Source organism: Flavobacterium kochi, assembly GCF_048286715.1.
Taxonomy (GTDB): domain Bacteria; phylum Bacteroidota; class Bacteroidia; order Flavobacteriales; family Flavobacteriaceae; genus Flavobacterium.
Genome location: NZ_JBLVPW010000027.1, coordinates 25,014 through 48,811, shown reverse-complemented (window position 1 = coordinate 48,811; position 23,798 = coordinate 25,014). Strand labels below are relative to the sequence as shown.

General features: G+C 33.2%; 22 protein-coding genes. 16 read left to right on the top strand and 6 right to left on the bottom strand.

Annotation, left to right across the window (positions count from 1 at the left end; genetic code table 11):
- Positions 1-111 precede the first annotated feature (111 nt).
- The 3 genes from ACNQGH_RS18675 to ychF form a co-directional block, all read right to left on the bottom strand.
- A complete protein-coding gene (locus ACNQGH_RS18675) occupies positions 112-1,635 on the bottom strand; it encodes a response regulator (protein ID WP_417957536.1) in 1,524 nt (507 codons plus the stop codon).
- Positions 1,635-2,780, bottom strand: a complete 1,146-nt coding sequence (locus ACNQGH_RS18670; RefSeq protein ID WP_417957535.1) for an FIST signal transduction protein — start codon at positions 2,778-2,780, stop codon at positions 1,635-1,637. The genes ACNQGH_RS18675 and ACNQGH_RS18670 overlap by 1 nt, the downstream gene beginning before the upstream one ends.
- A gap of 120 nt (positions 2,781-2,900) precedes the next feature.
- Positions 2,901-3,995: a redox-regulated ATPase YchF gene (gene ychF / locus ACNQGH_RS18665; protein ID WP_417957534.1), complete on the bottom strand. Its 1,095-nt coding sequence runs from the start codon at positions 3,993-3,995 to the stop codon at positions 2,901-2,903.
- A gap of 360 nt (positions 3,996-4,355) precedes the next feature.
- Between ychF and ACNQGH_RS18660 the strand changes: the two genes are divergently transcribed.
- The 3 genes from ACNQGH_RS18660 to ACNQGH_RS18650 all read left to right on the top strand — a co-directional run bounded on the left by ACNQGH_RS18660 (position 4,356) and on the right by ACNQGH_RS18650 (position 8,602).
- On the top strand, positions 4,356-7,100 hold the full coding sequence (locus ACNQGH_RS18660) for a TonB-dependent receptor (protein WP_417957533.1): 2,745 nt from the start codon (positions 4,356-4,358) through the stop codon (positions 7,098-7,100).
- Positions 7,101-7,197: 97 nt separating this feature from the next.
- On the top strand, positions 7,198-7,956 hold the full coding sequence (locus ACNQGH_RS18655; RefSeq protein WP_417957532.1) for a class I SAM-dependent DNA methyltransferase: 759 nt from the start codon (positions 7,198-7,200) through the stop codon (positions 7,954-7,956).
- A 109-nt stretch (positions 7,957-8,065) separates the two neighbouring features.
- Positions 8,066-8,602, top strand: a complete 537-nt coding sequence (locus ACNQGH_RS18650; protein ID WP_417957531.1) for a hypothetical protein — start codon at positions 8,066-8,068, stop codon at positions 8,600-8,602.
- Positions 8,603-8,670: 68 nt separating this feature from the next.
- Here the strand turns inward: ACNQGH_RS18650 and ACNQGH_RS18645 are convergent, their stop codons facing one another.
- Positions 8,671-9,021 carry a 4Fe-4S dicluster domain-containing protein gene (locus tag ACNQGH_RS18645; RefSeq protein WP_417957530.1) on the bottom strand — a complete coding sequence of 117 codons (351 nt, stop codon included), beginning with the start codon at positions 9,019-9,021 and terminating at the stop codon, positions 8,671-8,673.
- Positions 9,022-9,159: 138 nt separating this feature from the next.
- Here ACNQGH_RS18645 and ACNQGH_RS18640 point away from each other — a divergent pair, with 138 nt between their 5' ends.
- The 6 genes from ACNQGH_RS18640 to ACNQGH_RS18615 all read left to right on the top strand — a co-directional run bounded on the left by ACNQGH_RS18640 (position 9,160) and on the right by ACNQGH_RS18615 (position 14,024).
- A complete protein-coding gene (locus ACNQGH_RS18640) occupies positions 9,160-10,218 on the top strand; it encodes an acyl-CoA reductase (protein WP_417957529.1) in 1,059 nt (352 codons plus the stop codon).
- Between the two features lie 93 nt (positions 10,219-10,311).
- The gene (gene serC / locus ACNQGH_RS18635) at positions 10,312-11,382 is read left to right on the top strand and encodes a 3-phosphoserine/phosphohydroxythreonine transaminase (protein WP_417957528.1); all 1,071 of its coding nucleotides are present in this window, start codon (positions 10,312-10,314) and stop codon (positions 11,380-11,382) included.
- A gap of 152 nt (positions 11,383-11,534) precedes the next feature.
- Complete coding sequence (locus ACNQGH_RS18630) at positions 11,535-12,485, top strand: D-2-hydroxyacid dehydrogenase (RefSeq protein ID WP_417957527.1); 951 nt, start codon at positions 11,535-11,537, stop codon at positions 12,483-12,485.
- Between the two features lie 95 nt (positions 12,486-12,580).
- Positions 12,581-13,147 (top strand): hypothetical protein, encoded by a 567-nt coding sequence (locus ACNQGH_RS18625; protein WP_417957526.1) that lies wholly within the window; start codon positions 12,581-12,583, stop codon positions 13,145-13,147.
- 110 nt (positions 13,148-13,257) lie between these two features.
- Positions 13,258-13,689, top strand: a complete 432-nt coding sequence (locus tag ACNQGH_RS18620; RefSeq protein ID WP_417957525.1) for a DUF6146 family protein — start codon at positions 13,258-13,260, stop codon at positions 13,687-13,689.
- 32 nt (positions 13,690-13,721) lie between these two features.
- Positions 13,722-14,024: a DUF6787 family protein gene (locus ACNQGH_RS18615; RefSeq protein WP_417957523.1), complete on the top strand. Its 303-nt coding sequence runs from the start codon at positions 13,722-13,724 to the stop codon at positions 14,022-14,024.
- 9 nt (positions 14,025-14,033) lie between these two features.
- On the opposite strand, the gene ACNQGH_RS18610 is transcribed toward ACNQGH_RS18615, so the two are convergent.
- Positions 14,034-14,333 (bottom strand): hypothetical protein, encoded by a 300-nt coding sequence (locus ACNQGH_RS18610; RefSeq protein ID WP_417957521.1) that lies wholly within the window; start codon positions 14,331-14,333, stop codon positions 14,034-14,036.
- Positions 14,334-14,377: 44 nt separating this feature from the next.
- Positions 14,378-14,926: a peptide-methionine (S)-S-oxide reductase MsrA gene (msrA, locus tag ACNQGH_RS18605; RefSeq protein ID WP_417957520.1), complete on the bottom strand. Its 549-nt coding sequence runs from the start codon at positions 14,924-14,926 to the stop codon at positions 14,378-14,380.
- A 193-nt stretch (positions 14,927-15,119) separates the two neighbouring features.
- Between msrA and ACNQGH_RS18600 the strand changes: the two genes are divergently transcribed.
- From ACNQGH_RS18600 to ACNQGH_RS18570, 7 genes are all read left to right on the top strand, one after another.
- A complete protein-coding gene (locus ACNQGH_RS18600) occupies positions 15,120-15,782 on the top strand; it encodes an ABC transporter ATP-binding protein (protein WP_417957519.1) in 663 nt (220 codons plus the stop codon).
- Positions 15,783-15,964: 182 nt separating this feature from the next.
- Positions 15,965-16,729, top strand: a complete 765-nt coding sequence (locus ACNQGH_RS18595) for a TIGR02757 family protein (protein WP_417957518.1) — start codon at positions 15,965-15,967, stop codon at positions 16,727-16,729.
- A gap of 402 nt (positions 16,730-17,131) precedes the next feature.
- Entirely contained in the window at positions 17,132-17,500 is a 369-nt protein-coding gene (locus ACNQGH_RS18590) for a response regulator transcription factor (protein ID WP_417957517.1), read from the top strand.
- Between the two features lie 32 nt (positions 17,501-17,532).
- Positions 17,533-18,609 carry a HEAT repeat domain-containing protein gene (locus ACNQGH_RS18585; RefSeq protein WP_417957516.1) on the top strand — a complete coding sequence of 359 codons (1,077 nt, stop codon included), beginning with the start codon at positions 17,533-17,535 and terminating at the stop codon, positions 18,607-18,609.
- A gap of 16 nt (positions 18,610-18,625) precedes the next feature.
- Complete coding sequence (locus ACNQGH_RS18580; protein WP_417957537.1) at positions 18,626-20,056, top strand: glycosyltransferase family 2 protein; 1,431 nt, start codon at positions 18,626-18,628, stop codon at positions 20,054-20,056.
- Positions 20,057-20,073: 17 nt separating this feature from the next.
- On the top strand, positions 20,074-22,461 hold the full coding sequence (locus tag ACNQGH_RS18575) for a sulfatase-like hydrolase/transferase (protein ID WP_417957515.1): 2,388 nt from the start codon (positions 20,074-20,076) through the stop codon (positions 22,459-22,461).
- Complete coding sequence (locus ACNQGH_RS18570) at positions 22,458-23,723, top strand: YaiO family outer membrane beta-barrel protein (protein ID WP_417957514.1); 1,266 nt, start codon at positions 22,458-22,460, stop codon at positions 23,721-23,723. The genes ACNQGH_RS18575 and ACNQGH_RS18570 overlap by 4 nt, the downstream gene beginning before the upstream one ends.
- Positions 23,724-23,798 lie beyond the last annotated feature (75 nt).

The following is a 23,798-nucleotide window of genomic DNA, read 5'->3' as shown; positions in this document are numbered from 1 at the left end:
AATTGAAATATTATCCGTTTACTAAAAAGTCTGTAGTACACAAACTGGAAATAAAAAAAAGTGAATCACTTATAGACAGTGGCAGTTCGGGCTAAAGACCTGCAACTTGGGTTAAAGGAATTTCTTATAATATTTTCTCAATTTCATATTTAACTCTTTTGGGTTGAATGGCTTTATCATATATTCATTTACACCAATCTGTATCGCTTTTTCAAGATAATTAAAAGAAGAGGAGGCTGTCAATGCAATAATTGGAATTAAGGCATTTGTACTTCTTATGATTGCTGTTGCTTCATAACCATCCATTACCGGCATTGATAAATCCATTAAAATAATATCATACGCATTTAATTTAAATTTTTCAATGGCAATAAGCCCATTCTCTGCAGTATCAACATTCACATTCCATTGTTTCAGTATTTTCTCAGCAATTTTGATATTGATCACATTATCCTCAACCAAAAGAACTTTTAATCCCTCTAGATTTTCTTCCTTATAATCATGATAGACAATAGTGCTCTTTAATTCAAAATTTGTTGAAAAAATCGGTAATTCCAAAACAAAACTAAAATTAGAACCAATCCCTATTTCACTTTGCAATTCGATATCAGAATTCAATAAATGGAGTAGTTTCTTTGTTATTGCCAAACCCAGTCCCGTCCCCCCAAATTGCCTGGTGGTTTTTGCCTCTGCCTGTTCAAACTTTTGAAATATCGTTTTAAACTTTGCGATGTCAATTCCAATACCGTTATCGATAATTTGAACTTTAAAAATAGAAATATTATCCCTCTGTTGGATCTGATCTATTTTAATTTGAATCAATCCATTTTTAGTGAATTTTATAGCATTTGAAACTAAATTTGTAATAATTTGACCAATCCTTAAAGGATCGCTAATTACGTTTGGAATAAAATTGTCATCAATAATTACCTCAATTCTATTTAAATTTTCTGATGCCTTTATCTCCAAAGATTTTTCGATATGTAAAACTAATTCCCTAAAATCAAACGGAATTTTTTCAAGATCAATTTTCCCTGCTTCTATTTTATTAAAATCCAGAATATCGTTTATAAGCATGTATAAATTTTGCGCTGAATACTTTAAAACCTCCAGATTTTCCCGAAAACTACTTAACGTATTTTCTTTCTCCATAATGTAAATCAAACCAATGATTGCATTTAAAGGAGTTCGGATTTCATGACTCATGATAGAAAGAAAATCAGACTTGGCTTCATTTGCTTTTTCAGCATTCGATTTTGCCAAATACAATTGATCCTGAAACTCTTTCTTAGATTCTATTTCATTACGCAGGATTTGCAGCAAATCGATTAATCCGTCTCCGCTCTCCAGCTTTATCTCATTGCTGTTTAATTGCTTTATGGCTTGAATTAACTTGTTCTGTATGTTTTCTTTTTTTTCTAGTTCTGATTTTAATTTCTGATTTATTTCATAATATTCCAAATCATTCAAACGGGCAGATTGTTCAAATAATTCAGCATCTTTTTCAAAATTCAAATACGAGAGATTTACAACTTCAATAAAATCTTGGACGGCTTCATTATCCACAATGAAGTCTTCTGAAAAATATTTTTTTATTTGCCTGTTAAGCTGCCTGTGTATGTTTTCTTTCTCCATTACAGTTCTTCATAAATAGTTGCAATTGTCATCGTTTGATTATGTAACTCACAGGCTACCTTCTTAAGTGTTGGCGAAATTTCACCGTAAGAGTAAAAACCACAGACCAGTGTATCTTCGCCAAAAACCTCTTTTACAACTTCAAGTTCTTCTTCAATTCTATTGCCCAGAACAATTTTTCTTCCCACGCAACTCACCAACAATACCAATTCCGGTTTAACTGATTGCTTCGAAAATATTTGCAAAGCGGCGCTGTAAGAAGCATCTATGATTTTATCTAAATTTCCTTTCATCAATCGAACGAAAGATCCTTGAGGAATATTCCCGGCAAATGTCATTGATTTTTTTTCTTCATCTATCGACAAAATAGTCCTTACAATTGGTTCGGCATTTTTATTTTCTTTCATGGAAAGCGGAAAATACAAGGACGAGCCAGGCAATTCTTCGGCATATTTTCCTAAATATTCTTTGTATAGATCTAATGCAAACCTATCCCCTATTTTGTACAACACATTGTTTTCTGAAAGCGTAACCTCTCTTTCCGGACCGAAATCACTCCAGCCACCTTTAGAGCCAAAACCAAAATGAATCGCATTCCCATAAAATCCGACAGCTACAATTTTACCTGGAGAGGCATCGCTGTTTAAACCTACAATAGTTTTTTCAAATTTATATTCATCGCCGGCCAGACCTCCAAAAATAGGAATTATGCCTTTAGTTTGTTTTACTAATTCGTTTATCAGTTCAGTCCCGTTAACAAAACTACCTTCCGAGAGAATAAGTATCGATTTTAAATCTTTATTAAAAAAGTCTCTTTCAATTGTATTCCCCAACTCATGAATATCCGAATTTTTAAAAATGTCAATTTCCGAAACTTTTATAGCTGTTTTTTCAAAGTTTATTGCGGTAGCGACAATGTTATTTTCAATTAAATTGGCATTAGAAATTTGCCCTGAAGTGGAACAAATAACAATATCTGCACCCGGGTATAATTTTTTTATTTTTTTATAGGGCAGTATACCATCTAAAAAAACTCTTTCTCCAAAAGCCAGTACTAGATTTGCTTTTTCGGAGTTAAAACCTTTGGAAGAAAAAAGAACCTTCTCTTCCTTTTTATCATTAATAATGACTTGTTGAAGTTCCATGGTTACCTTTTTTTTCGATTTGGGCTCATAAAGTAACAAAAATGATTTGTCAAAAACAAAAAAAAACCTACAAATTTACTTTGTAGGTCGTTTTTTATATCTGATAATTAACCCGGTATGCTATACATTAAATCTAAAATGCATTACATCGCCATCTTTTACAATATATTCTTTTCCTTCTACTTTGAATTTTCCTGCTTCTTTACATTTTGCTTCTGAACCGTAATGAACGAAATCTTCATAAGCAATAACTTCGGCGCGAATAAATCCTTTTTCGAAATCAGTGTGGATAACTCCGGCAGCCTGTGGTGCAGTTGCCCCAATATTGATAGTCCAGGCACGAACTTCTTTAACTCCCGCTGTAAAATAGGTTTGTTGTTTCAATAATTTGTAAGCTGCACGAATCAATACAGACGCACCCGGCTCCTGTAACCCCATATCTTCTAAAAAAACCTGACGCTCTTCATAGCTTTCTAATTCTGTAATATCAGCCTCAGCACCTACGGAAAGTACAATGACTTCAGCATCTTCGTCTTTAACCAATTCGCGAACCTGATCCACATACTTATTTCCGTTAACGGCTGAACTTTCGTCAACATTACAAACATATAATACTGGTTTTGCCGTAATCAATTGGAAACCTTCCATCAAAACTTCTTCATCATTATTTTGTGGAGTTACAGTTCTGACTGATTTAGCCTGAAGCAGTGTTTCTCTGATCCTGTTTAACAATGCTTCTTCAACAATTGCTTCTTTATTTCCAGTTTTAGCAGCACGTTTTACTTTTTCTAAACGTTTTTCAACATTCTCCAAATCTTTCAATTGCAATTCGATATCAATCGTTTCTTTGTCACGAATTGGATTTACATTTCCGTCAACGTGAACAATGTTATCGTTATCAAAACAACGCAAAACGTGAATAATCGCATTACACTCTCTAATGTTTCCAAGGAATTGGTTCCCTAAACCTTCTCCTTTACTGGCTCCTTTTACCAATCCTGCAATATCTACGATATCTACCGTTGCCATTTGGACACGTTCCGGCTTTACCAATTCTTCCAGTTTTTCAATTCTGGAATCAGGAACATTCACAACACCTATATTGGGTTCGATAGTACAAAAAGGAAAGTTAGCACTTTGCGCTTTTGCATTTGATAAACAATTGAATAATGTTGATTTTCCAACATTCGGTAATCCTACAATTCCTGCTTTCATGTGTCGATAATATTTGTTTTTAATGAAATATGGCAACGCCATTCTTCATGCTATTTTTGTTTACATATAACAGTCTCCTGTTAAAAGTTTTAGAATTCACTTTAAAAGTTTGCAAATATAAGATTTAATAAATGTTTGATAGCATAATCAATACATTTATGTATTGGGCATTGCATTTTTTTACCATTTTATCAATACGCTATTATTCTTTGCAACAATTTATTGGTATAACAATTTTTTTAATATTTTTTAGAATATTAACAGTATTTATAAAAAATCAAACGAAATGCTAATATTTTGTTAAAAAAAAATTATATTGCAATGAATTTCAAACCAAACAAAAACCAAAATCAACTATTTATGAAAAAGTTTACACTATTATTATTTCTATTAAACGTCACGTTTCTTTTTGCTCAAAAAGAAATCTCTGGTGTAGTAAAAGATAATGCTGGCGCCGGATTACCAGGCGTTAACATTACCGAGAAAGGGACAAGCAACGGAGTCGCAACCGATATGAATGGCGCCTATAAAATAAAAGTTAAAGAAGATGCTACTTTAGTTTTTAGTTATGTGGGATTCAATAAAGTAGAAAAAGCAGCTACAAGCCCTACAATAAATGTAGTATTAGCTGAAGAAGGAGGGCAAAACCTTGAAGAAGTAGTAGTTACCGGTACAAGAACTGCTCCAAGAAGTAACACAACAACCGCACTTCCTATTGATGTATTGTCTTCAAAAGACTTGGCTTCTACAGGGCAAGCTACTTTTGACAAAGCACTACAATACAAAATCCCATCTTTTAACACGGTCCAAACACCTGTAAATGATGCAACTTCATTGCTTGATCCATATGAAATTAGAAATATGGGACCAAGCAGAACCTTAATCCTTATCAACGGAAAACGTAAAAACATGAGTGCATTAGTATATGTACAAACCTCTCCTGGGCGGGGGGAAACAGGCGCCGATATTTCTGCAATACCTACTGACGCTATAGAAAGAGTTGAGATTCTGCGTGATGGAGCATCTGCTCAATATGGGTCTGATGCTATTGCAGGGGTTATGAATATTATCTTGAAAAAAAACACAGGGAATGGCTCTGTAACGCTAAGAAGTGGAATTACCGCTGAAGGTGATGGAGAAATGCTAGGCCTGAGTGTCAACAATGGTTCTACTGTAGGAGAAAAGGGATTTGTAAACTATACCATTGATTTCTCTAAAACTGAACTTGCCAACAGACCCGGAAAAGTGGATGCCGCAGCTGAGGCTGATGGAAACACTGGTTTTGGCGCCCCTCTTGCCGACGTACAGGCTTTCCTTGCCAAACATCCTGATGCCGGAAACATCAATGGATCTCCAGAAACTGCCGCTGCAAAATTTGAAGTAAATGGAGGAAATGATTTAAGTGAAAATACCCAACTATATTACAATGCAGCTTACGTATACAAGAAAGTAAATTCCTTTGCCAACTACAGAACCCCTTACTGGAGAACTTTAGATCCATCAAATCCTTATTTAGCTGATTTATTTGGTGATGGGACTCCAGCTTCTTATCAGGGGTACGTACCAACCTTTGTTGGGGACTTGGGAGATTATAATGCCACATTAGGTTTTAAAAACAAAAAAAATGGATGGAATACCGATATCAGTTTGACAACTGGAGGTAACAAACAAACCTACACTGTAGAAAATTCTCAAAACAGATCAGACGTAAGAATTTACAAAATAGATCCTGCAACGGGACTTCCTGAAAAAGATCCAAATACCGGCCTTGCTATTTATACAAATAAATACAAAGAAAATAGTCCAATCTCTTTCAAACCAGGAGGCTCTTCATTTAACCATCTTGTTGGTAATATTGATATTTCAAAAGCAATTTCAGACAAAATAAGTATTGGGTTTGGCTCTGAATTTAGAACTGAGAATTTTGAAGTTATTGCTGGAGATAAAGCATCATATGAAGGTGATTTCGGTGCAGATTCATTCCAGGGAAATACTCCTGAAAATTCAGGAAAATTCAATCGTTACAATGTGGGAGCTTATTTAGACGTTGCAGTCGATTTCACCAAAGACTTTTTAGTAAACGGAACTATTCGTCATGAAGAATACAGTGATTTTGGTGGAGCAACAGTTTGGAAATTAAGTTCAAGATATAAATTTTCCGACGATAAATTTACCTTGAGAGGTTCTATTTCTACTGGTTTCAGAGCACCATCTTTACACCAAATTTATACTCAAAAATCACAATCATCGTTCCAGGCAGGTGGAGCCATTGTTATTACAGGAATCATTAATAACGTATCAACCGCCGCAAGAATAAACGGAATTCCTAAATTAGATGCTGAAAAATCTGAAAACTTGACTATTGGTTTTGGATTTAAACCAACCAGAAACTTCAATTTCACTTTAGATTATTACAACATTAAAGTTAAGGACAGGATTATTTTAGGGGAGAAAATTGACTTTGGTAGTGGAGGACAGGCTTTCTTTGTTAATGCCATGGATACAAAAACATCTGGACTTGACTTAGTTACCGGATATAGAAACATTACACTAGGTTCAGGTAAATTAGGACTTAATTTATCCGGAAACTACACGATCAAAAACGAAAGAGATGGTGCTGTTCATAACCCTGCAAGCGTAGCTGCAATAGGCAAAACGGTATTGAGTGCTACTCAGGAAGCTTTGCTTTTTACCTCTAGACCAAAATTCAAATACATAATAGGCGGAGATTATGAAATTGGCAAATTTGCTTTCTCTTTAAACAATACGGTCTTTGGACCAACAAAATTTAAAAATGACGGTTTAAGTAATGATTTAAGAATTGAATTTAAAACCAAAATGGTTACAGATTTAGGAATTAGTTTTAATGCTACCGAAAAATTAACAGTAGCTTTAAATGTAAACAATCTATTCAATATTACACCAGAATGGCACTTTAAGGCCGAAAATGCCAATGGAACAGCTCTTATCAACAATGCTGTTGCTATCAAAGAACAATCTGACTTGATTACGTTTAACCAACGTTATTCTATGATGACTTATGATGGTTTCCATTTTAGTCAGTTAGGAACTATGTTTAGTTTATCTCTGAACTATAAATTTTAATTCGGTTCACCAATGATTTCAAAAGGGCTATCTTTCGGTAGTCCTTTTTTTATTTCGGTTATTTTTCTTAAATTTATTACTTCAACAAACAAATATCATGACACATCTTTATGACGGAAAAATGGCAGCTATTTTTGATGCTATGTATCAAACCTTCATTGATTATGATGAGGAATATCAGTTTTACAACAATCTAATCTTGGAAAATCATTGTAAAACTATCCTGGAAATTGGCAGTGGCACAGGTAATCTTGCAAAAAGATTTCAGGAAAACAATCAAAATTATATTGGTTTGGATTATAGCCTAAGTATGATTGCGATAGCCAAACAAAGAAACAAAAATTGCCTATTCATTCATGGTGACATGAGACAATTCGAATTGGAGAAACCAGTCGATTCGATACTAATTACGGGACGTTCCACTAGCTATTTAATAACAAATGACGATGTAAACAGTACTTTTGATTCTATTTATAAAAACCTAAATAAAGATGGAATTGTCATTTTTGACTTTATCGATGCTAATCGGTTTATCCCCTTTGCCAAAGAAAATCAGGTTATAGTTCACGAAGCAACCTACGAAGGAATAAAATACTACAGAAACAGCAATTGGAAAACGACTCTATTAGATAATTTTATGCTGGAATGGACCGCACAATATTATGCTTTTAAAAATGATGAAAAAGAAATAATTGCGGACGATTTTTCAACTGTTCGTGTATTTACCCTAAATGAAATACAATTGTTTTTATATTTAAATAATTTTGAAATCATTAAAACAATGGATCGAAAAACATATGCTTATGATACCTATGTGATTGTTGCAAGAAAAAAAACAAAAATAGATTCCGAGTAAACCACTTAGCATTTCATGTGAATAATGTAATTTTTTAAACAAATTCTATAACAATTTTACAATCAACTAATTGTAGGTTTGTTATATATAAATTTTTAAAATAAATATCATGAAAACTATAATTTTAGGAACGGCAGCTTTTTTACTGTCACTAACTATTCAAGCACAAAATCAAAATGTAAAGTCAGAAGTTAAAACAACAATTACAAAGGTTAAAGATTCTGAAGGAGAAAAACAATTAATCAAAACGCAGGAAGTTAAAGAAGTTCAAAATATAGAATTAAAAGATGCCGATTCTAATGTTTTGAATAAAGAAGTAAAAGAATCTCCCGTTCAGGTGACTGCAACAACTGCAGTAACCGCAGATGGAACGACAAAAGTAATTGATGTTGACCGTTCTGCCTATTACAATTTAAATGGTGCAAAATACCAGTTTACAATAGACAACAGCGGCTATACGATGTATTTGCCAAACAGTAAAAAGGCTGCGATTTTAAGAAGAACATCAAATAACAATTATATCTACAAGTCTAAAAATAAAACATCATACGGCTATTTTGATGCTAATGGAAATCTAGTTTTAGAATCTTATGATGATAAAACAGATAAAGTAACTGTTGAAACGTATGTTATTATCAAAAAGTAACATACTTTACTTTAAAGCAAAAAAAATCCTGAGCGAACACTCAGGATTTTTTATGCTTTAAAGAAGAGCTATTCATTATGCAAAAATGCTTGTCTGTTTAGCAGCGTTTCTTCGGTTTCCACGTGATTTTCATCCGGAATACAACAATCCACCGGACATACTGCAGCACATTGCGGTTCATCATGAAAACCTTTACATTCCGTACATTTCCCTGGAACTATGTAATATATTTCGTCAGAAATTGGAGTTTGAGCTTCATCCGAATCAACTGCCGTACCATCAGGTAAAATTACTTTCCCCTTAAGTTTTGTTCCATCCTTATATCTCCAGTCATCCGCTCCTTCATATATTGCAGTATTTGGGCATTCTGGTTCACAAGCACCACAATTGATACATTCGTCTGTTATTATAATTGCCATCTTTTATCTTTTTATGAGTTAAAAGCTATGTCTTTTGAGATAAAACTATTTAACAAATTTTTCTCTTTTGACTTATAACTTATTATAGCTTATTTTTGTGCAAAATTACAATCAAAACTATTCATATACAAGTTACTTATGTTACAAAACGAAAAAAAACAAAGTTTTATCGAATTAGGAAAGTTTATAAGTCAATTTTCCGAAGATAATTCTTGTAAGAAATCAACTGTTTTGCATAACGATCTATTTTTTGATGATTTTATCGAATTAATAAAATTATCACAATCTCACAATGGATGGTATACGCCTGAACAAGTTTTTTTTTCGATTCAGTCCTGGGCAGAAGCGCTAACTGAAGAAAATTTAAACCAATGGCTTTCTGCTTATAATATCCCAACAAATCAGCCTAAAAATATTGCGTTAATTCTTGCCGGAAATATTCCACTGGTTGGTTTTCATGATTTCTTATCAGTTTTAATCACAGGACATAGTGTACTGGTAAAAACATCCTCAAATGACCAACAATTATTGCCGTTTTTAGCAAAGTATCTCATCGCCGTTGACCCACAGCTGGCTAATAAAATAACTTTTGTTGCGGGTAAATTAGAAAATTATGACGCCGTAATAGCAACAGGAAGTACTAATACCGCTCGTTATTTTGAATATTACTTTAAAGACAAACCTTGCATAATCAGAAAAAGCAGGAATTCTATTGCAATTCTGAATGGAAAAGAGACGACAGAACAATTAAGCGCTTTAGGTGAAGATATATTCCGATACTTTGGTTTAGGATGTCGTAATGTCTCTAAAATTTTTGTCCCAAAAGGCTATGTTTTCGATGCCTTTTTTGAAGCCATATTTGAGTATCAGGATGTTATCCACTATGAAAAATATGCCAACAATTATGATTACAATAAAGCCGTTTTCCTGATGAGTAATTTTAAATTGCTGGACAATGGATTTTTAACAATCAAAGAAGATAAAAGTCATGCCTCCCCTATTTCCAGTGTGTTTTATGAATTTTACGACGATATCACTGATTTACAAATGAGACTGGAAGCTGAAAACGAAAAAATTCAGTGTATTGTAAGTAATAATCTGATAGAAAACAGTGTTGATTTTGGACAAACGCAAAAACCTAAATTGTGGAATTATGCAGATAACGTCGATACTATTTCGTTTTTGCTAACAATATAGTCAAAAATTGTTTAATTTTTTCGAATTATTTAACGCTTTTTAAACTCCTATTGCCGAAATTTGCACTTTAATTTTTTGGACTTAAACTACACCATGAAAAAACACAACTACAGCGCAGGACCTTGTATTTTACCACAAGAAGTTTTTGAAAAATCAGCACAAGCTATTTTAAATTTCAACAATTCTGGTTTATCCATTTTAGAAATTTCGCACAGAAGCAAAGATTTCGTTGCCGTTATGGATCAAGCAAGAGCTCTTGTTATTGAACTTTTAGGCCTAGAAGGCAAAGGATATCAAGCTTTATTTCTTGCTGGCGGAGCTAGTTTAGAATTCATTATGGCTCCTTATAACTTGATGAAAGAAGGTGGGAAATCTGCTTATCTTGACTCAGGAACCTGGGCAACAGCAGCTATAAAAGAAGCCAAACTTTTTGGCGATACCGTTGTTGTCGCTTCATCAAAAGAACAAAATTACAATCATATTCCAAAAGGATACACCGTACCTTCTGATGCCGATTATTTCCATTGCACCAGTAATAATACCATTTTTGGCACACAAATGAAGGAATTCCCATCACTTGATATGCCCATTGTATGTGATATGAGTTCTGACATATTTTCAAGAGAACTGGATTTTTCCAAATTTGATTTGATTTATGCAGGAGCACAAAAAAACATGGGTCCGGCAGGAACCACTTTGGTTGTTGTTAAAGAGGAAATTTTAGGTAAAAATGGCAGAATAATCCCAAGTATGCTGGATTATACTAAACATATCAAAGCAGAAAGTATGTATAATACACCACCTGTTTTCCCAGTTTATGCTTCATTACTGACTTTACAATGGCTGAAAAACCTTGGAGGTATTGCTGCAATTGAAAAAATAAATAATGCTAAAGCAGCATTACTTTATGGAGAAATTGACAGAAACCCATTATTCAAAGGGGCTGCAGTTGTTGAAGATCGTTCCAACATGAATGCCACTTTCTTATTGAATGATACTGCTCATGCAGAAACATTTGATGCCATGTGGAAAGCAGCAGGGATATCCGGATTACCAGGACATCGTTCAGTCGGTGGTTACCGAGCTTCAATGTACAATGCACTTCCATTAGAAAGTGTTCAGGTATTGGTTGACGTAATGAAAGAATTAGAAGCAAAAGTTTAGTAAAAGTACTAAATGCCCTTGGCAGTAAAAATCCTTTTTTACTTTTCTTTAAAATAAAAAGAGTGCAACCGATAACAGGTAAGCTCCTAAAAAATAAAATAATAACTTAATATGAGGATGGGATCGCTTCGCTCCTCGCAATGACATAAAAAATGAAAGTATTAGCCAATGACGGAATTTCTAAAAGTGGAATTCTAGCTTTAGAAAAAGGTGGATTTGAAGTTATAACTACAAAAGTAGCACAAGAACAAGTGGCTAATTTTGTAAATGAAAACAATGTGAGTGTAGTGTTAGTGCGTAGTGCAACTAAAGTGCGCAAAGATATTATCGATGCTTGCCCAGGATTGAAAATTATCGGTCGTGGTGGTGTAGGAATGGATAATATTGATGTGGATTATGCTAAAAGCAAAGGAATCCACGTAATCAACACACCTGCGTCCTCATCAGAATCAGTGGCAGAATTGGTTTTTGCGCATTTATTTTCTGGTGTCCGTTTTTTACACGATTCTAATAGAAATATGCCTCTTGAAGGAGATACAAACTTTGAAGGTTTGAAAAAAGCATATGCAAACGGAATTGAATTAAGAGGAAAAACTCTTGGTGTTGTAGGAATTGGACGTATTGGTCAAGCTACTGCTAAAATGGCATTAGGTTTAGGCATGAAAGTGATTGCCGCTGACATGTTTATCCCAGAAGTTGATGTTAAAGTTGATTTTTTTGACGGTCAGTCTATCACTACAAATATCGTTTCTCAATCATTGGAATCTTTATTCAAAGAAGCTGATTTCATAACATTGCACGTTCCTGCTCAAGATGGTTACATCATTGGAGAGAAAGAACTGGCAATTATGAAAGATGGTGTTGGTATTGTAAACTGTGCTCGAGGTGGTGTTATTGATGAAGTTGCATTAGTAAAAGCATTAGATAGCGGTAAAGTATTGTTCGCTGGATTAGATGTTTTTGAAAACGAACCAACTCCGGCAATGGCTCTTTTGATGCATCATAAAATCTCAATGACTCCTCATATTGGAGCTGCAACAGGAGAAGCACAAGATAGAATCGGTACTGAATTAGCGCAGCAAATCATTAGTTTATTAGACTAGTATTTTTTGTATTATATAGTAAAAAGGGATTATTAACTTTCGTTAATAAATCCCTTTTTTTAATTAAATTTGATTTCTAATTTAAATCAAATAACATGTTTGAACAATTAAAACAATTAGCACAACAATTTGGACTCGAGTCAGTTGTTAAAAACAACGCTGTTCCAAATGAGCATAATGAGACGGTTATTACTGAGGCTGGTAGTTCCATTTTTACAGGATTACAAAAAATAGCTTCAGAAGGCGGTGTGGAACAATTGGCAGAATTATTCCAAGGAAATAATGCCCAGGACCCTTTAAATCCGGTGGTTCAAAAATTAACGAAACAGCTTACGGGAAATCTTGGAGAAAAATTCGGACTGGATCATTCCGCAGCTTCTGGAGTTGCAGGAAATTTAATCCCGCAAATTTTAGATTCCCTCATTGGAAAAGCGAAAGATCCAAATGACTCCAGTTTTCAAATTGCTGATATTATTGGATCTATTGCTGCAGATAGTAGTCAAAATGCCGGAATTATGGATGCTATTTCAAAATACGGCAGTCAATTTGGCTTAGACCAAAACGCCGATGGCAAAGTAGATCTGGGGGATGTAATGTCGGCTGTAAACAAAAAAAGTAATGGTTTAGGAGGCACCCTCGGTAAACTCTTTGAAAAACAATAGCAATCAAAAGGCACTATAAAAATCATTTACTTTTAGCAAATGATTTTTTTTGTTAAAACACTAAAAACTAGTCGTTTAATTTTGTAACTTTAGTTCTCAATTTTTTTATCATGAAAAATAGTTTCTACATATTAGTGATTATTTTAATTTCGCTTTTTAGTTGTAAATCTTCAAAATCTACTTTTTCCAAATTAGATAAAACAATTCCTCAAAGCGATACTGTCAGAATTGCCAATGACGAACTACAGTATGAAGTGATAATAATTGACCCCGGCTTTAGCACTTGGATTAATTCAAGAGCTTATCCCAGAGGGTATCATTCCCAAAGCTATCTGGAAAACAAAAATCAAATTTATGTCAGCGAATGGAATAGCCGCGTTTTACAACCACAGCTGTATGACCCCAATCTTTATGAAATGACTATTAACTATGATTCTAACATTAATTATGGTTACGAAGTAAATTATTTGCTATACAATTACTTTATTTATTTTCAAAATACCTACAAACAAAAACTCTTTGGTTATGTTCCCTCAAGATAATGTTGCTATATTTGTAATCATTATAAATAAAAATGAGCGATTTAAAAAAACGTTGGGGAATTGAAACCAATTTCCAACTTACAATTATATTTATTGTTTTTGCAATTACGGGTTCGGCTTCAGCCTGGTTATCAAAACCATTTTGTTTTTGGTTGGGAATTACAAAACCAGATTTAGGCTATTGGTTCACTCCTGTTCGATTATTATTAATTTTTCCTCTATATCAAGTACTTTTAGTCTTAATAGGATTTCTTTTTGGACAATTTAAATTCTTTTGGACTTTCGAAAAAAAAATGCTAAAACGAATGGGATTAGGATTTCTTTTTAATGAATAAAAAATACCTCTACGAGGCATTTTTATTTTTAATTACATAGTTGTAAATCCATGTCAAGGTAAATGTTGGTATAAAATCTGAAAATGGTAGTATTTCTTCCAGGAAAGCAACTACTCCCCCAACTTTTCCAACAGTCCCTTTATACATTGTTGTCATTAAATAACCTGCAATTGGCGCCCAAACTACATCGGAGAACTCTCCAACCAATGGAACCGTAAACGACAACATTCCTATTGCATCAAATAATATACCCAGAAAAAGATTTCTGTTTTTATTAGCTGTTTGGTCAACTTGTATTTTTTTTATCATCTTTTTTAGAATTGTTATTCCAAATCATACAAATCTAATGCCAATTAATTTTTGAGCTTGTCTTTAAAGATTTTCTTCAGTTTTTCAACTTTTGGTGTAATTACATAACTGCAATACCCTTGCAATTTATTCTGATTATAATAATTCTGATGATAATCCTCCGCTTCATAAAATAATGTAGCCGGCGAAACTACGGTAACAATTGGTTCTCCAAATGTATTTTCTCTTCTCATCAAAGCAATATACGCTTCGGCTAACTCTTTCTGATTTTCATTACTATAGAATATTTCACTGCGGTATTGGGTACCAATATCATTTCCCTGACGGTTCAAAGTAGTGGGGTCATGCGTTGCAAAAAATATTTCCAACAGTTCACCATAACCGATCACATCAGGATCAAAAGTAATTTGAATCGCCTCTGCGTGACCGGTATCGCCATTGCAAATATCCTTATAGGTAGGATTAATTGTTGCTCCGCCTATATAGCCCGAAACTACAGTTTTCACACCCTTTAATTCTAAAAAAACTGCTTCAGTACACCAAAAACAACCGCCGGCAAAAGTGGCAACTTCCATTCCTTGTTCCATTTCCATTTATTAGTTTATTTCATTTGAAAAAAATCTCATTTTGGGTTCGTAGTACCAATAATCTAAAACCAAATTTAATCTAATAATCGCAAGCGATTATGGCATATTAACTAAAGTTTATAATTTGCTAATGGAAAATATAGTGCGAACCATTTAATAATCATTAAAATCTTTGTTTCTTTGTGAAAACAGTTTCAAAATGATATACGCCAAAAATCTACATAAATATTACGACCAACTACATGTGTTGAAAGGAGTTGATTTGCATATTCAAAAAGGTGAAATTGTATCTATCGTGGGTGCTTCTGGTGCCGGAAAAACAACACTTTTACAAATCCTGGGAACTTTAGACAAACCTACGGTCGAAAACACAATCGAATTACGCATCAATGACGAAGATATTCTGACCATGAATGACAAAACCTTGTCTAAATTCAGAAATTTAAATTTAGGTTTCATATTCCAATTTCACCAATTATTACCTGAATTTACTGCGCTGGAAAATGTTTGCATTCCCGCTTTTATCGCCAATAAATCCAAAGTGGAAACAGAAATAGAAGCTGAAAAACTCTTAACCTATCTTGGCCTTTCCCATCGTATGAACCACAAACCCAATGAACTTTCTGGTGGTGAACAGCAACGTGTGGCAGTTGCAAGAGCATTAATCAACAAGCCAGCGATCATTTTTGCCGACGAACCTTCAGGAAATCTCGATACAGCATCAGCTGAAAACCTGCATCAATTATTTTTTAAATTACGTGATGAATTTGGCCAAACCTTTGTGATTGTGACACATAATGAAGAATTAGCGAATATGGCCGATCGAAAATTAGTAATGGTAGATGGATTGATTAGTCAGTAGAACCCGCTTCATCAATACACTTTAAATGGAATTTATTGAACATCAAAATAAAATAGAAACTTGGTGAGATAAGCATTTCCTTTTTAAAGAAAAAAGGAAACGGATTTCCACTGCTATAGGGGCCAAACTAGGTGATCATAATCCGTCATTAATTTTAAATCCGTAGCACCTGCGTTTCAATTATGAATCAATCTGAACTAAAATCTTTCCTTGACGAAAAAACGATACAGTACAACACACTTGACTTCATAGAAAGTGATCCGGTACAAATTCCTCATTTGTTTTCACAAAAAGAAGATATTGAAATAGCTGGTTTTCTAAGCGCTATAATTGCTTGGGGAAATCGAAAAATGATTATCAAAAATTCCCATAAAATGATGGATTTAATGGGAAATGCACCGTACGATTTTGTTATGTCGCATACTGAAAATGATATGGAACGATTAGAATCTTTTGTCCATCGGACTTTTAACGGGCAGGACTTTGCCAGTTTTATCAGAAGCCTCAAAAACATCTACCAAAATCATGGCGGATTAGAATCCGTATTTGCTATAAACCAAGAGTTAACAACGATGCAAAAAAGCATTTCGGAATTTAAAAAGACATTCTTCGAAATTCCACATCAGTATAGAACCCAAAAACACATTTCGGATCCCTTGAATAATTCGGCAGCGAAACGAATTAATATGTTTCTCCGATGGATGGTACGCCAGGACAACAAAGGAGTTGATTTAGGAATCTGGAAAAGTATTTCACCCGCTTCTTTATCCTGCCCCTTAGATGTGCATTCTGGTAATGTAGCCCGAAAATTAGGATTGCTTACAAGAAAACAAAATGATGGAAAAGCATTAGCTGAACTGGATCTAAAACTTCGTGAATTCGATGCAAATGATCCCGTAAAATATGATTTTGCCTTATTTGGATTGGGCGTTTTCGAAGGATTTTAATTTTCACTCCAAAGTTTAGCTAATCGAAAATCGATCGTCCCTGTTTTTTACAAATTTTTTTTTTTGATTGAAATACCATTTTTAGTTTTTATAATAAATCTATTTTATATAATCTAAGACAGGCAGATTATTATTTTTACTAAAATTTGTAATACTTATCTTAATTTTAATTATTTTAATGCACTTTATCTGTTTTTTATGCAGTTTATCGAGTTTTTTTAAAAAAATCACATTATATTTGGCTAATAAAATTATTCTAAATTAGAGTTAAAAAAAACACAAAATTTAGAATTGAAAAGGGTAAGAATCAGATAAAAAATTCAACTTTTAAATCATTACAGCAAACAAAAGATTTTAGGTATTTTAAATCTGAATTATTAACCAAATTAAAACCAAAAACAAATGAATACCACAAAAAAAATTGTTCTGGCCGAAGATAATTCGGTCCTCTCTTTGCTACTGAAATTTAGATTAGAAAAAGAAGGATATAAACTTCTTATCGCTGTGGACGGGAAGCAAGCAATCGAATTAATAGAAGAGCACAATCCACAATTAATTTTAACCGATATCATGATGCCTTTTGTCAGCGGATTAGAAGTAATCAGTCATGTAAGGAACAAATTAAATACACAAACTCCAATTGTTGTTTTTTCGTCAGCAGGACAGGAAGAAATCGTACTTAAAGCATTTGACTTGGGAGCTACTGATTTTATGAGCAAACCTTTTAGCCCACATGAATTAGTAATCAGGGTAAAACGATTGTTGATTTAATATTCCAAACGAATAACTTAAAGCTTCTGGTTATGAACGAGAACTTCCACCTTTTAGAATTTTTAAAACACTCCTCACCAATAATTCAATTGGCCTGGGCTTTAAGCAGTGTTTTTTTTATAATTATCATGATGCTAATCATGTATCTGAAGTATTTAAGAAATCATTTAAGGGAGAATGAAAAGATTAAGGCTAAATATCAAGAGGAGTATGAATCTTATCTTGTAACCTATTTGTACTCCGGAAATGAAGATGGTACCTTTAGCTCAGAGCAACAATTAATTATCAATGAATTAAAAAAATGTGTAGCTGATCCTTTTAAAAGAAAAATTATTATTTCAACATTATTAAAATTAAGAAATGAGATATCTGGTGAAATAGCTGAATCTATTGATAAACTCTTTATCAAATTGGGTCTTTTACGTTACTCATTAGCTAAACTGAGAAATGAAAAATGGGATGTTATCGCTATCGGAATTAGAGAACTCACACAATTTAAAATAAAGGGAGTTCATAAAATCATAATGAAAAACATCAACCATCCGAAGAGAGAAGTTCGTAAAGAAATGCAATTATACTTGGTTCATTTGTATGCTTTCAAGGGACTTGATTTTTTGAATGTCTTAGAAACCTCTTTATCTGAATGGGATCAGATTCAATTGTTGGAAATCCTCCAAATTAACAATGATGCACAAATTGCAGACATTAGACCGTGGTTAAAATCTTCAAATGATTCTGTAATCATTTTCAGCTTAAAACTGGCTAAAATTTACAATCAATTTGAAGCAAAAGAAGAGCTTATTGAACTATTACATCATGAGAATGAAGACGTAAGGGTTAACGTAATTTCTGCATTAAGCTATTTGAATATTGTTGAAGCCAAAAACATTTTGAAAAATAATTTTAATGAACGCGGTCATGAAGAACAAATCGCTTTTCTAAAAATGATGGAAAATGTGTACGAGAATAGCGACAAACCCTTTTTACTGGAACACATACATCACAAAAATTTTGAAATTAAGTTATTAATAATGGAGATTTTAAAGAATATTAATTTTGAAGAATATGCTTTATACGAGGTGGAATTAAAAAAAATGTTGACAGCCTAAAAACCAATTGACTATGATGGAAACAACTACTCTACAAATTATAATATCAATCGTTCATTATTTCTTTTTTATTTTTTCTGCCGCTGCAATTGCATCTTATGTTATATTAGCAGTAATTTCAGCAATAGAAACAATTCAATATGTAAAGAAAAACAGCTTTGTTAATTATAAGGAAATATTATCTTCGACGTTCTCCCCTTCAATTTCAATTATAGCACCTGCCTATAATGAAAGTTTAAACATTGTTGAAAACGTACGTTCTCTATTATCGAGTCATTATGTAAATTATGATGTTATCATTATAAATGATGGGAGTAAAGATGATAGTTTAAGTAAGCTTATTGAAGCCTACGACCTCATTCAAATAAGCCATCATATCAATGAACAGATTAAAACAAAACCACTAAGAAAAGGCATTTATAAATCTACAAATCCTGCATTTGATAAATTAACTGTAATTGACAAAGAAAACGGTGGAAAAGCTGATGCTTTAAATATGGGACTGAATGTAAGTAAAAACAAATATGTTGCCTGTATAGATGTGGATTGTTTGTTATTGGAAGATGCACTTCAAAAAATGATTAAACCATTTCTAGAAACAACCGATGCCAAAGTAATTGCCGCTGGTGGAGTAATAAGAATCGCCAATTCATGCATTGTTAAGGATGGTAAATTACTCGATGTAAACTTTCCTAAAACATGGATGGAACAAGGTCAAATTTTGGAATACCTGAGAGCCTTTTTATTAGGAAGGATGGCTTGGAGCAGACTAAATGGTTTGTTAGTGATTTCAGGTGCGTTTGGTCTATTTGATAAAAAAATAGCCATTAAAGTGGGCGGTTACGATACAAATACCGTAGGGGAAGATATGGAAATTATTGTGCGAATGAGAAGATACATGGAAGATCAGAAACAAAAATATAAAGTAGCTTACATTCCTGACCCGCTATGCTGGACAGAAGCTCCAGACAACTATAAAACTTTTATTTCCCAAAGAAACAGATGGACTCGCGGGACTATCGAAACGTTAAGAAGACATCGGAAAATTGGGTTTAATCCAAAATACAATTCCTTGGGACTTTTAAGTTATCCTTATTGGTTTTTCTTCGAAAGAATGGCACCCATTGTTGAAGTTGCCGGTTTAATATATTTCGGAATTCTTATTGCATTAAATCATGTGAGATGGGATTATGCATTAGTCTTTATTATCTTTGCCTATTTATTTTCAGTCTTGTTTTCAATCGTTGCTATAATTACGGAAGAACTTACCTATCATCAATACAAAAAGAAAGGAACAGGTTTCAACCTGTTAAAGATTGCTTTTTTAGAACCTTTTGTTAATCATCCCGTTATTTTATATGCCGCAATTAGTGGAAATGTAGATTACTATTTTAACAAAAAAAAGAAATGGGGAGCTATGACACGAAAAGGAATGACTAAAGCCTAATACTATAAAACATCCAAATGAAACAAAAATTCTCTTACTATAACAGTTTAGAATATATTTACGCCACAATTTCACTAATAATTATTTTTTGTCTCTTAAGCTTGATTGAATTATTCAAAAAATTTGATATACTATTATTTACCTCCAAATTACTAAATGATTTTTTTACGGGATTCCTAATTGGATTATTATTTTTTCCGCTGTATTTATTACTAAAATACATTAAAAATCCTTTAGGAATACTTGTTATTAAAGTACTGTTCTCCATTATTGCAATCATCCAACTTGGTCTGATAGGATACAGCCTCACCACTCACATTAATCTGGGAGCTGATATTTTAGGCTATTCTGTAAGTGACATGTATACTACTGTTACTGCCTCTTTATCGATGTCCTTTTTAATGTTTTTACCATTTATAATACTTCCGATTGTTTATCTGGGACTGATTTGGTTATTCAATTCATTTGGACATAAAATCAATACCAAAATTTTACTTTTAATCGTATTCCTTTTTGGGAGTTTAACTTTTCTAATTGCCAGTACCAACAAAACTACTGCTCAAAACAAATTAAATTTCTTATTGAGTGACATTATAAGAGCTGAAAATGACAAAGCTTCAGCTTCTGAGGGTAATCTGACTTTCAAAAAAGAATTTCCTTTAGAAAAAACAGCTGAAAGCACAAAAGATGTATTGGCGCCATTTTTTAATATTCAAAAAGAAAAACCAAATGTCGTTTTTATTATTGTGGAAGGCCTTGGAAGCGATTTTACTGATGATGGTGAATACGAAGGGTTTACCCCTTACCTAGACTCATTAACCACAAAATCGCTTTATTGGGAAAATTTCGTGAGTAATGCCGGACGAACATTTGGTGCATTACCTTCTTTAATTGGTTCGTTACCGTTTGGAGAAAACGGATTTATGGAATTGAATCCAATTCCGAAACACAATTCATTAATCAGTATTCTAAAATCAAACGGTTATACTACTACTTATTATTCTGGAGATGAATCCACGTTTGACAGAAAAAGTAATTTCTTAGAATATAATGGTATTGATAAAATCATTGATATCAATAAATTTGGCCCTGGATATACTAAGACAAAGGAAAATTCCGGCGGATTCTCCTGGGGCTATCCTGATGCTGAAATATACCGCAAAACATTGTCTGAATTAAAAGGAAAAAAAGAACCCCGATTGGATATCATCATGACACTTACCAATCACGAACCATTTGATTTCCCTTCTAAAAAAATATACTTAGAAAAGGTAACTCGTATTTTAAAAACAAAATCATATTTTGAAAAAAACAGCAGCGAATACAAAGACATATTTGCCTGTCTTCTTTATACTGATAATGCTATCCAAACCTTCATGAAAGCCTATTCTAAAAGACCTGATTACGCAAATACCATTTTTATAATCACGGGAGATCACCGCTTAATTCCGGTTCCCCAAAAAGACAATTTATCCCGTTTTCATGTTCCTCTTTACATTTACAGCCCTATGCTGAAGAGAACTGCAAAATTCAAATCCATTTCTTCACATAGTGATGTAACACCAAGTTTAGTTTCCTTTTTAACGAATAATTATACATTCAACAAATTGGAAAAAACGACTTGGATAGGTCAGGGTTTGGATACGGTTAGAGAATTTAGAAACATCCACAACATTCCATTAATGAGATACAAAGGCAGTATTAATGATTATATCTATAAGGACTATTTTTATTCAGATGGCAGTCTTTTTAAAATTGACGAAAATTTCAATCTTAGCGAAGCAGACAGCGACATGATGGAAACGATAACAGGTTCTTTTAATGATTATAAAAAATTAAATGCTTACTTAACCACAAAGAATAAAATTACCAATACCGCCAACAGCTTTAAAAAACCTACTTATACCTTTACACCTGAGCAACTTTCGCTAATAAAAAAATTAACAAAAGGATTAAATCCTGATCAGATTTTCATTTTAGCCAGAGATTTAGCATTCAAAAAAGAGCGTGAAAAAGCACGATTGCTATGCAATATTATATTGAATAAACTTCCAAATTATGGCGACGTAAGAACATTAAAAGGCAGAACATTAGCATGGGACGGCGACTATAAAAATGCAGAGATAGAATTACTGGAAGTGATAAACAGGACACCCTTTTATGGCGATTCTTATTTAGCAATAATGGATGTATATTGGTGGTCGGGCCAGAATAAAAAAGCAATTGAAATTGGTAAAAAAGGATTAGCAAACCAAATCAACGATGCTGAATTAGGTTATAAACTGGCACAAGCCTATGAAAGGATGAAAAATAAAAATCAGGCTTCTAAAACTATTGACAGCCTTATAAAAATGCATCCTGAGAATAACAATTACTTAACTTTTAAACAATCTTTAAAAAAATGATCCAAAATATAGTCATAAAACTCATTTGTATTTGGACATTTTTAGGGGCCTTACAAATGTCGGGACAGGAAAAGAAATACAATGGAGATCCAGATGCTTCCTTTCAGACTGCTCGTAATTTAGCGTTCAACAAACAGCGTAAACAAGCACAGGACACTTTGCTTTCTATCTTAACTAAATATCCGGACTATCACGAAATCCGTTCTTTTTTAGCAACAACCTATACTTGGGACGAAGAATATAAAAAAGCGCGAAAAGAGTTTACTTATGTTTTAGAAAGAGATCCTAAAAACAAGGGTACATGGATTGCCGCAATTAAAAATGAGTCATGGGCAAATATGCCATTTGCAGCTTTAGAAATGACAAATGAAGCTTTGAAACACTTTCCTGATGATACGGAAATATTGTATTTAAAAGCGACTGCGCAAGAAAGCACAAACAATCCAATAGAAGCATTAAATACCGTTCAATTTATATTGAGTAAAAATCCGGAAGAACAAAAAGCCAAAGATTATAAAGTAAGTTTAAATAAAAAACTGAGCCAAAATTCTATTGGAATTAATTCAACTGTTGATTTGTATTCGGACGTATTTGATCCAATGCAGTACCATACTTTTAAATATGGCCGACAAACGAAATATGGAAGCATACTAGCGAAAGTAAATTTTAGTAGAAGATTCAAGGAAAATGGGGTACAGTATGAAGTCGATTTATATCCTAAAATTTCAAAAGGATTCTATGCCTATGTTAATCTAGGCTTGTCAAATTCTTTTCTATTTCCAGATATAAGATTTGGTGCAGAACTTTACAAATCTTTACCGAAAAGCTTTGAAGTTTCTTTAGGATTCCGAACTTTAATTTACAGTATGACCACTACTATATACACCGGATCTGTGGGCTGGTATTATGGAAATAGTTATTGGTCTTTTCGTCCTTATATAACACCCGGTGGCGCTGGAACCAGTAGTTCTGGAACTATTGCATACCGAAGATACCGCAGTGACGCAGACAATTATTTAGGCCTTTCTTTAGGAATTGGTTTTTCACCTGAAACAAATCAGTTTAATTTTAATGGAAATGAAGCTTCAATCATAAATTTACAGTCACAAAAAATTAATTTGGGATATTATTTTTCTTCGTCAAACAAACAAAATGCTTGGGGAACTCAATTTGCAGTTACGCATCAAGAAATAATATTTGACCCCGGTAAATACTTTTGGATCTATACCCTTAATTTATCTTGGGAATTAAGATTCAAATAAAAAGGTAGATTGTTGAAGTTTAGCATCAAATCTTGTATTACTTTCAAAATGACTATCTTTGCACAAAATTTAAGC

Bases quoted from the DNA above. Each gene is read 5' to 3' on its own strand.
- msrA (WP_417957520.1), bottom strand. From the start codon at position 14,926: ATGGAAATGGAACAAGGAATGGAAGTTGCCACTTTTGCCGGCGGTTGT.
- ACNQGH_RS18640 (WP_417957529.1), top strand. From the start codon at position 9,160: ATGTTACAAAACGAAAAAAAACAAAGTTTTATCGAATTAGGAAAGTTT.
- ACNQGH_RS18595 (WP_417957518.1), top strand. From the start codon at position 15,965: ATGAATCAATCTGAACTAAAATCTTTCCTTGACGAAAAAACGATACAG.
- serC (WP_417957528.1), top strand. From the start codon at position 10,312: ATGAAAAAACACAACTACAGCGCAGGACCTTGTATTTTACCACAAGAA.
- ychF (WP_417957534.1), bottom strand. From the start codon at position 3,995: ATGAAAGCAGGAATTGTAGGATTACCGAATGTTGGAAAATCAACATTA.
- ACNQGH_RS18655 (WP_417957532.1), top strand. From the start codon at position 7,198: ATGACACATCTTTATGACGGAAAAATGGCAGCTATTTTTGATGCTATG.
- ACNQGH_RS18610 (WP_417957521.1), bottom strand. From the start codon at position 14,333: ATGATAAAAAAAATACAAGTTGACCAAACAGCTAATAAAAACAGAAAT.
- ACNQGH_RS18615 (WP_417957523.1), top strand. From the start codon at position 13,722: ATGAGCGATTTAAAAAAACGTTGGGGAATTGAAACCAATTTCCAACTT.
- ACNQGH_RS18670 (WP_417957535.1), bottom strand. From the start codon at position 2,780: ATGGAACTTCAACAAGTCATTATTAATGATAAAAAGGAAGAGAAGGTT.
- ACNQGH_RS18575 (WP_417957515.1), top strand. From the start codon at position 20,074: ATGAAACAAAAATTCTCTTACTATAACAGTTTAGAATATATTTACGCC.
- ACNQGH_RS18675 (WP_417957536.1), bottom strand. From the start codon at position 1,635: ATGGAGAAAGAAAACATACACAGGCAGCTTAACAGGCAAATAAAAAAA.
- ACNQGH_RS18570 (WP_417957514.1), top strand. From the start codon at position 22,458: ATGATCCAAAATATAGTCATAAAACTCATTTGTATTTGGACATTTTTA.
- ACNQGH_RS18630 (WP_417957527.1), top strand. From the start codon at position 11,535: ATGAAAGTATTAGCCAATGACGGAATTTCTAAAAGTGGAATTCTAGCT.
- ACNQGH_RS18660 (WP_417957533.1), top strand. From the start codon at position 4,356: ATGAAAAAGTTTACACTATTATTATTTCTATTAAACGTCACGTTTCTT.
- ACNQGH_RS18580 (WP_417957537.1), top strand. From the start codon at position 18,626: ATGGAAACAACTACTCTACAAATTATAATATCAATCGTTCATTATTTC.
- ACNQGH_RS18585 (WP_417957516.1), top strand. From the start codon at position 17,533: ATGAACGAGAACTTCCACCTTTTAGAATTTTTAAAACACTCCTCACCA.
- ACNQGH_RS18590 (WP_417957517.1), top strand. From the start codon at position 17,132: ATGAATACCACAAAAAAAATTGTTCTGGCCGAAGATAATTCGGTCCTC.
- ACNQGH_RS18620 (WP_417957525.1), top strand. From the start codon at position 13,258: ATGAAAAATAGTTTCTACATATTAGTGATTATTTTAATTTCGCTTTTT.
- ACNQGH_RS18600 (WP_417957519.1), top strand. From the start codon at position 15,120: ATGATATACGCCAAAAATCTACATAAATATTACGACCAACTACATGTG.
- ACNQGH_RS18650 (WP_417957531.1), top strand. From the start codon at position 8,066: ATGAAAACTATAATTTTAGGAACGGCAGCTTTTTTACTGTCACTAACT.
- ACNQGH_RS18625 (WP_417957526.1), top strand. From the start codon at position 12,581: ATGTTTGAACAATTAAAACAATTAGCACAACAATTTGGACTCGAGTCA.
- ACNQGH_RS18645 (WP_417957530.1), bottom strand. From the start codon at position 9,021: ATGGCAATTATAATAACAGACGAATGTATCAATTGTGGTGCTTGTGAA.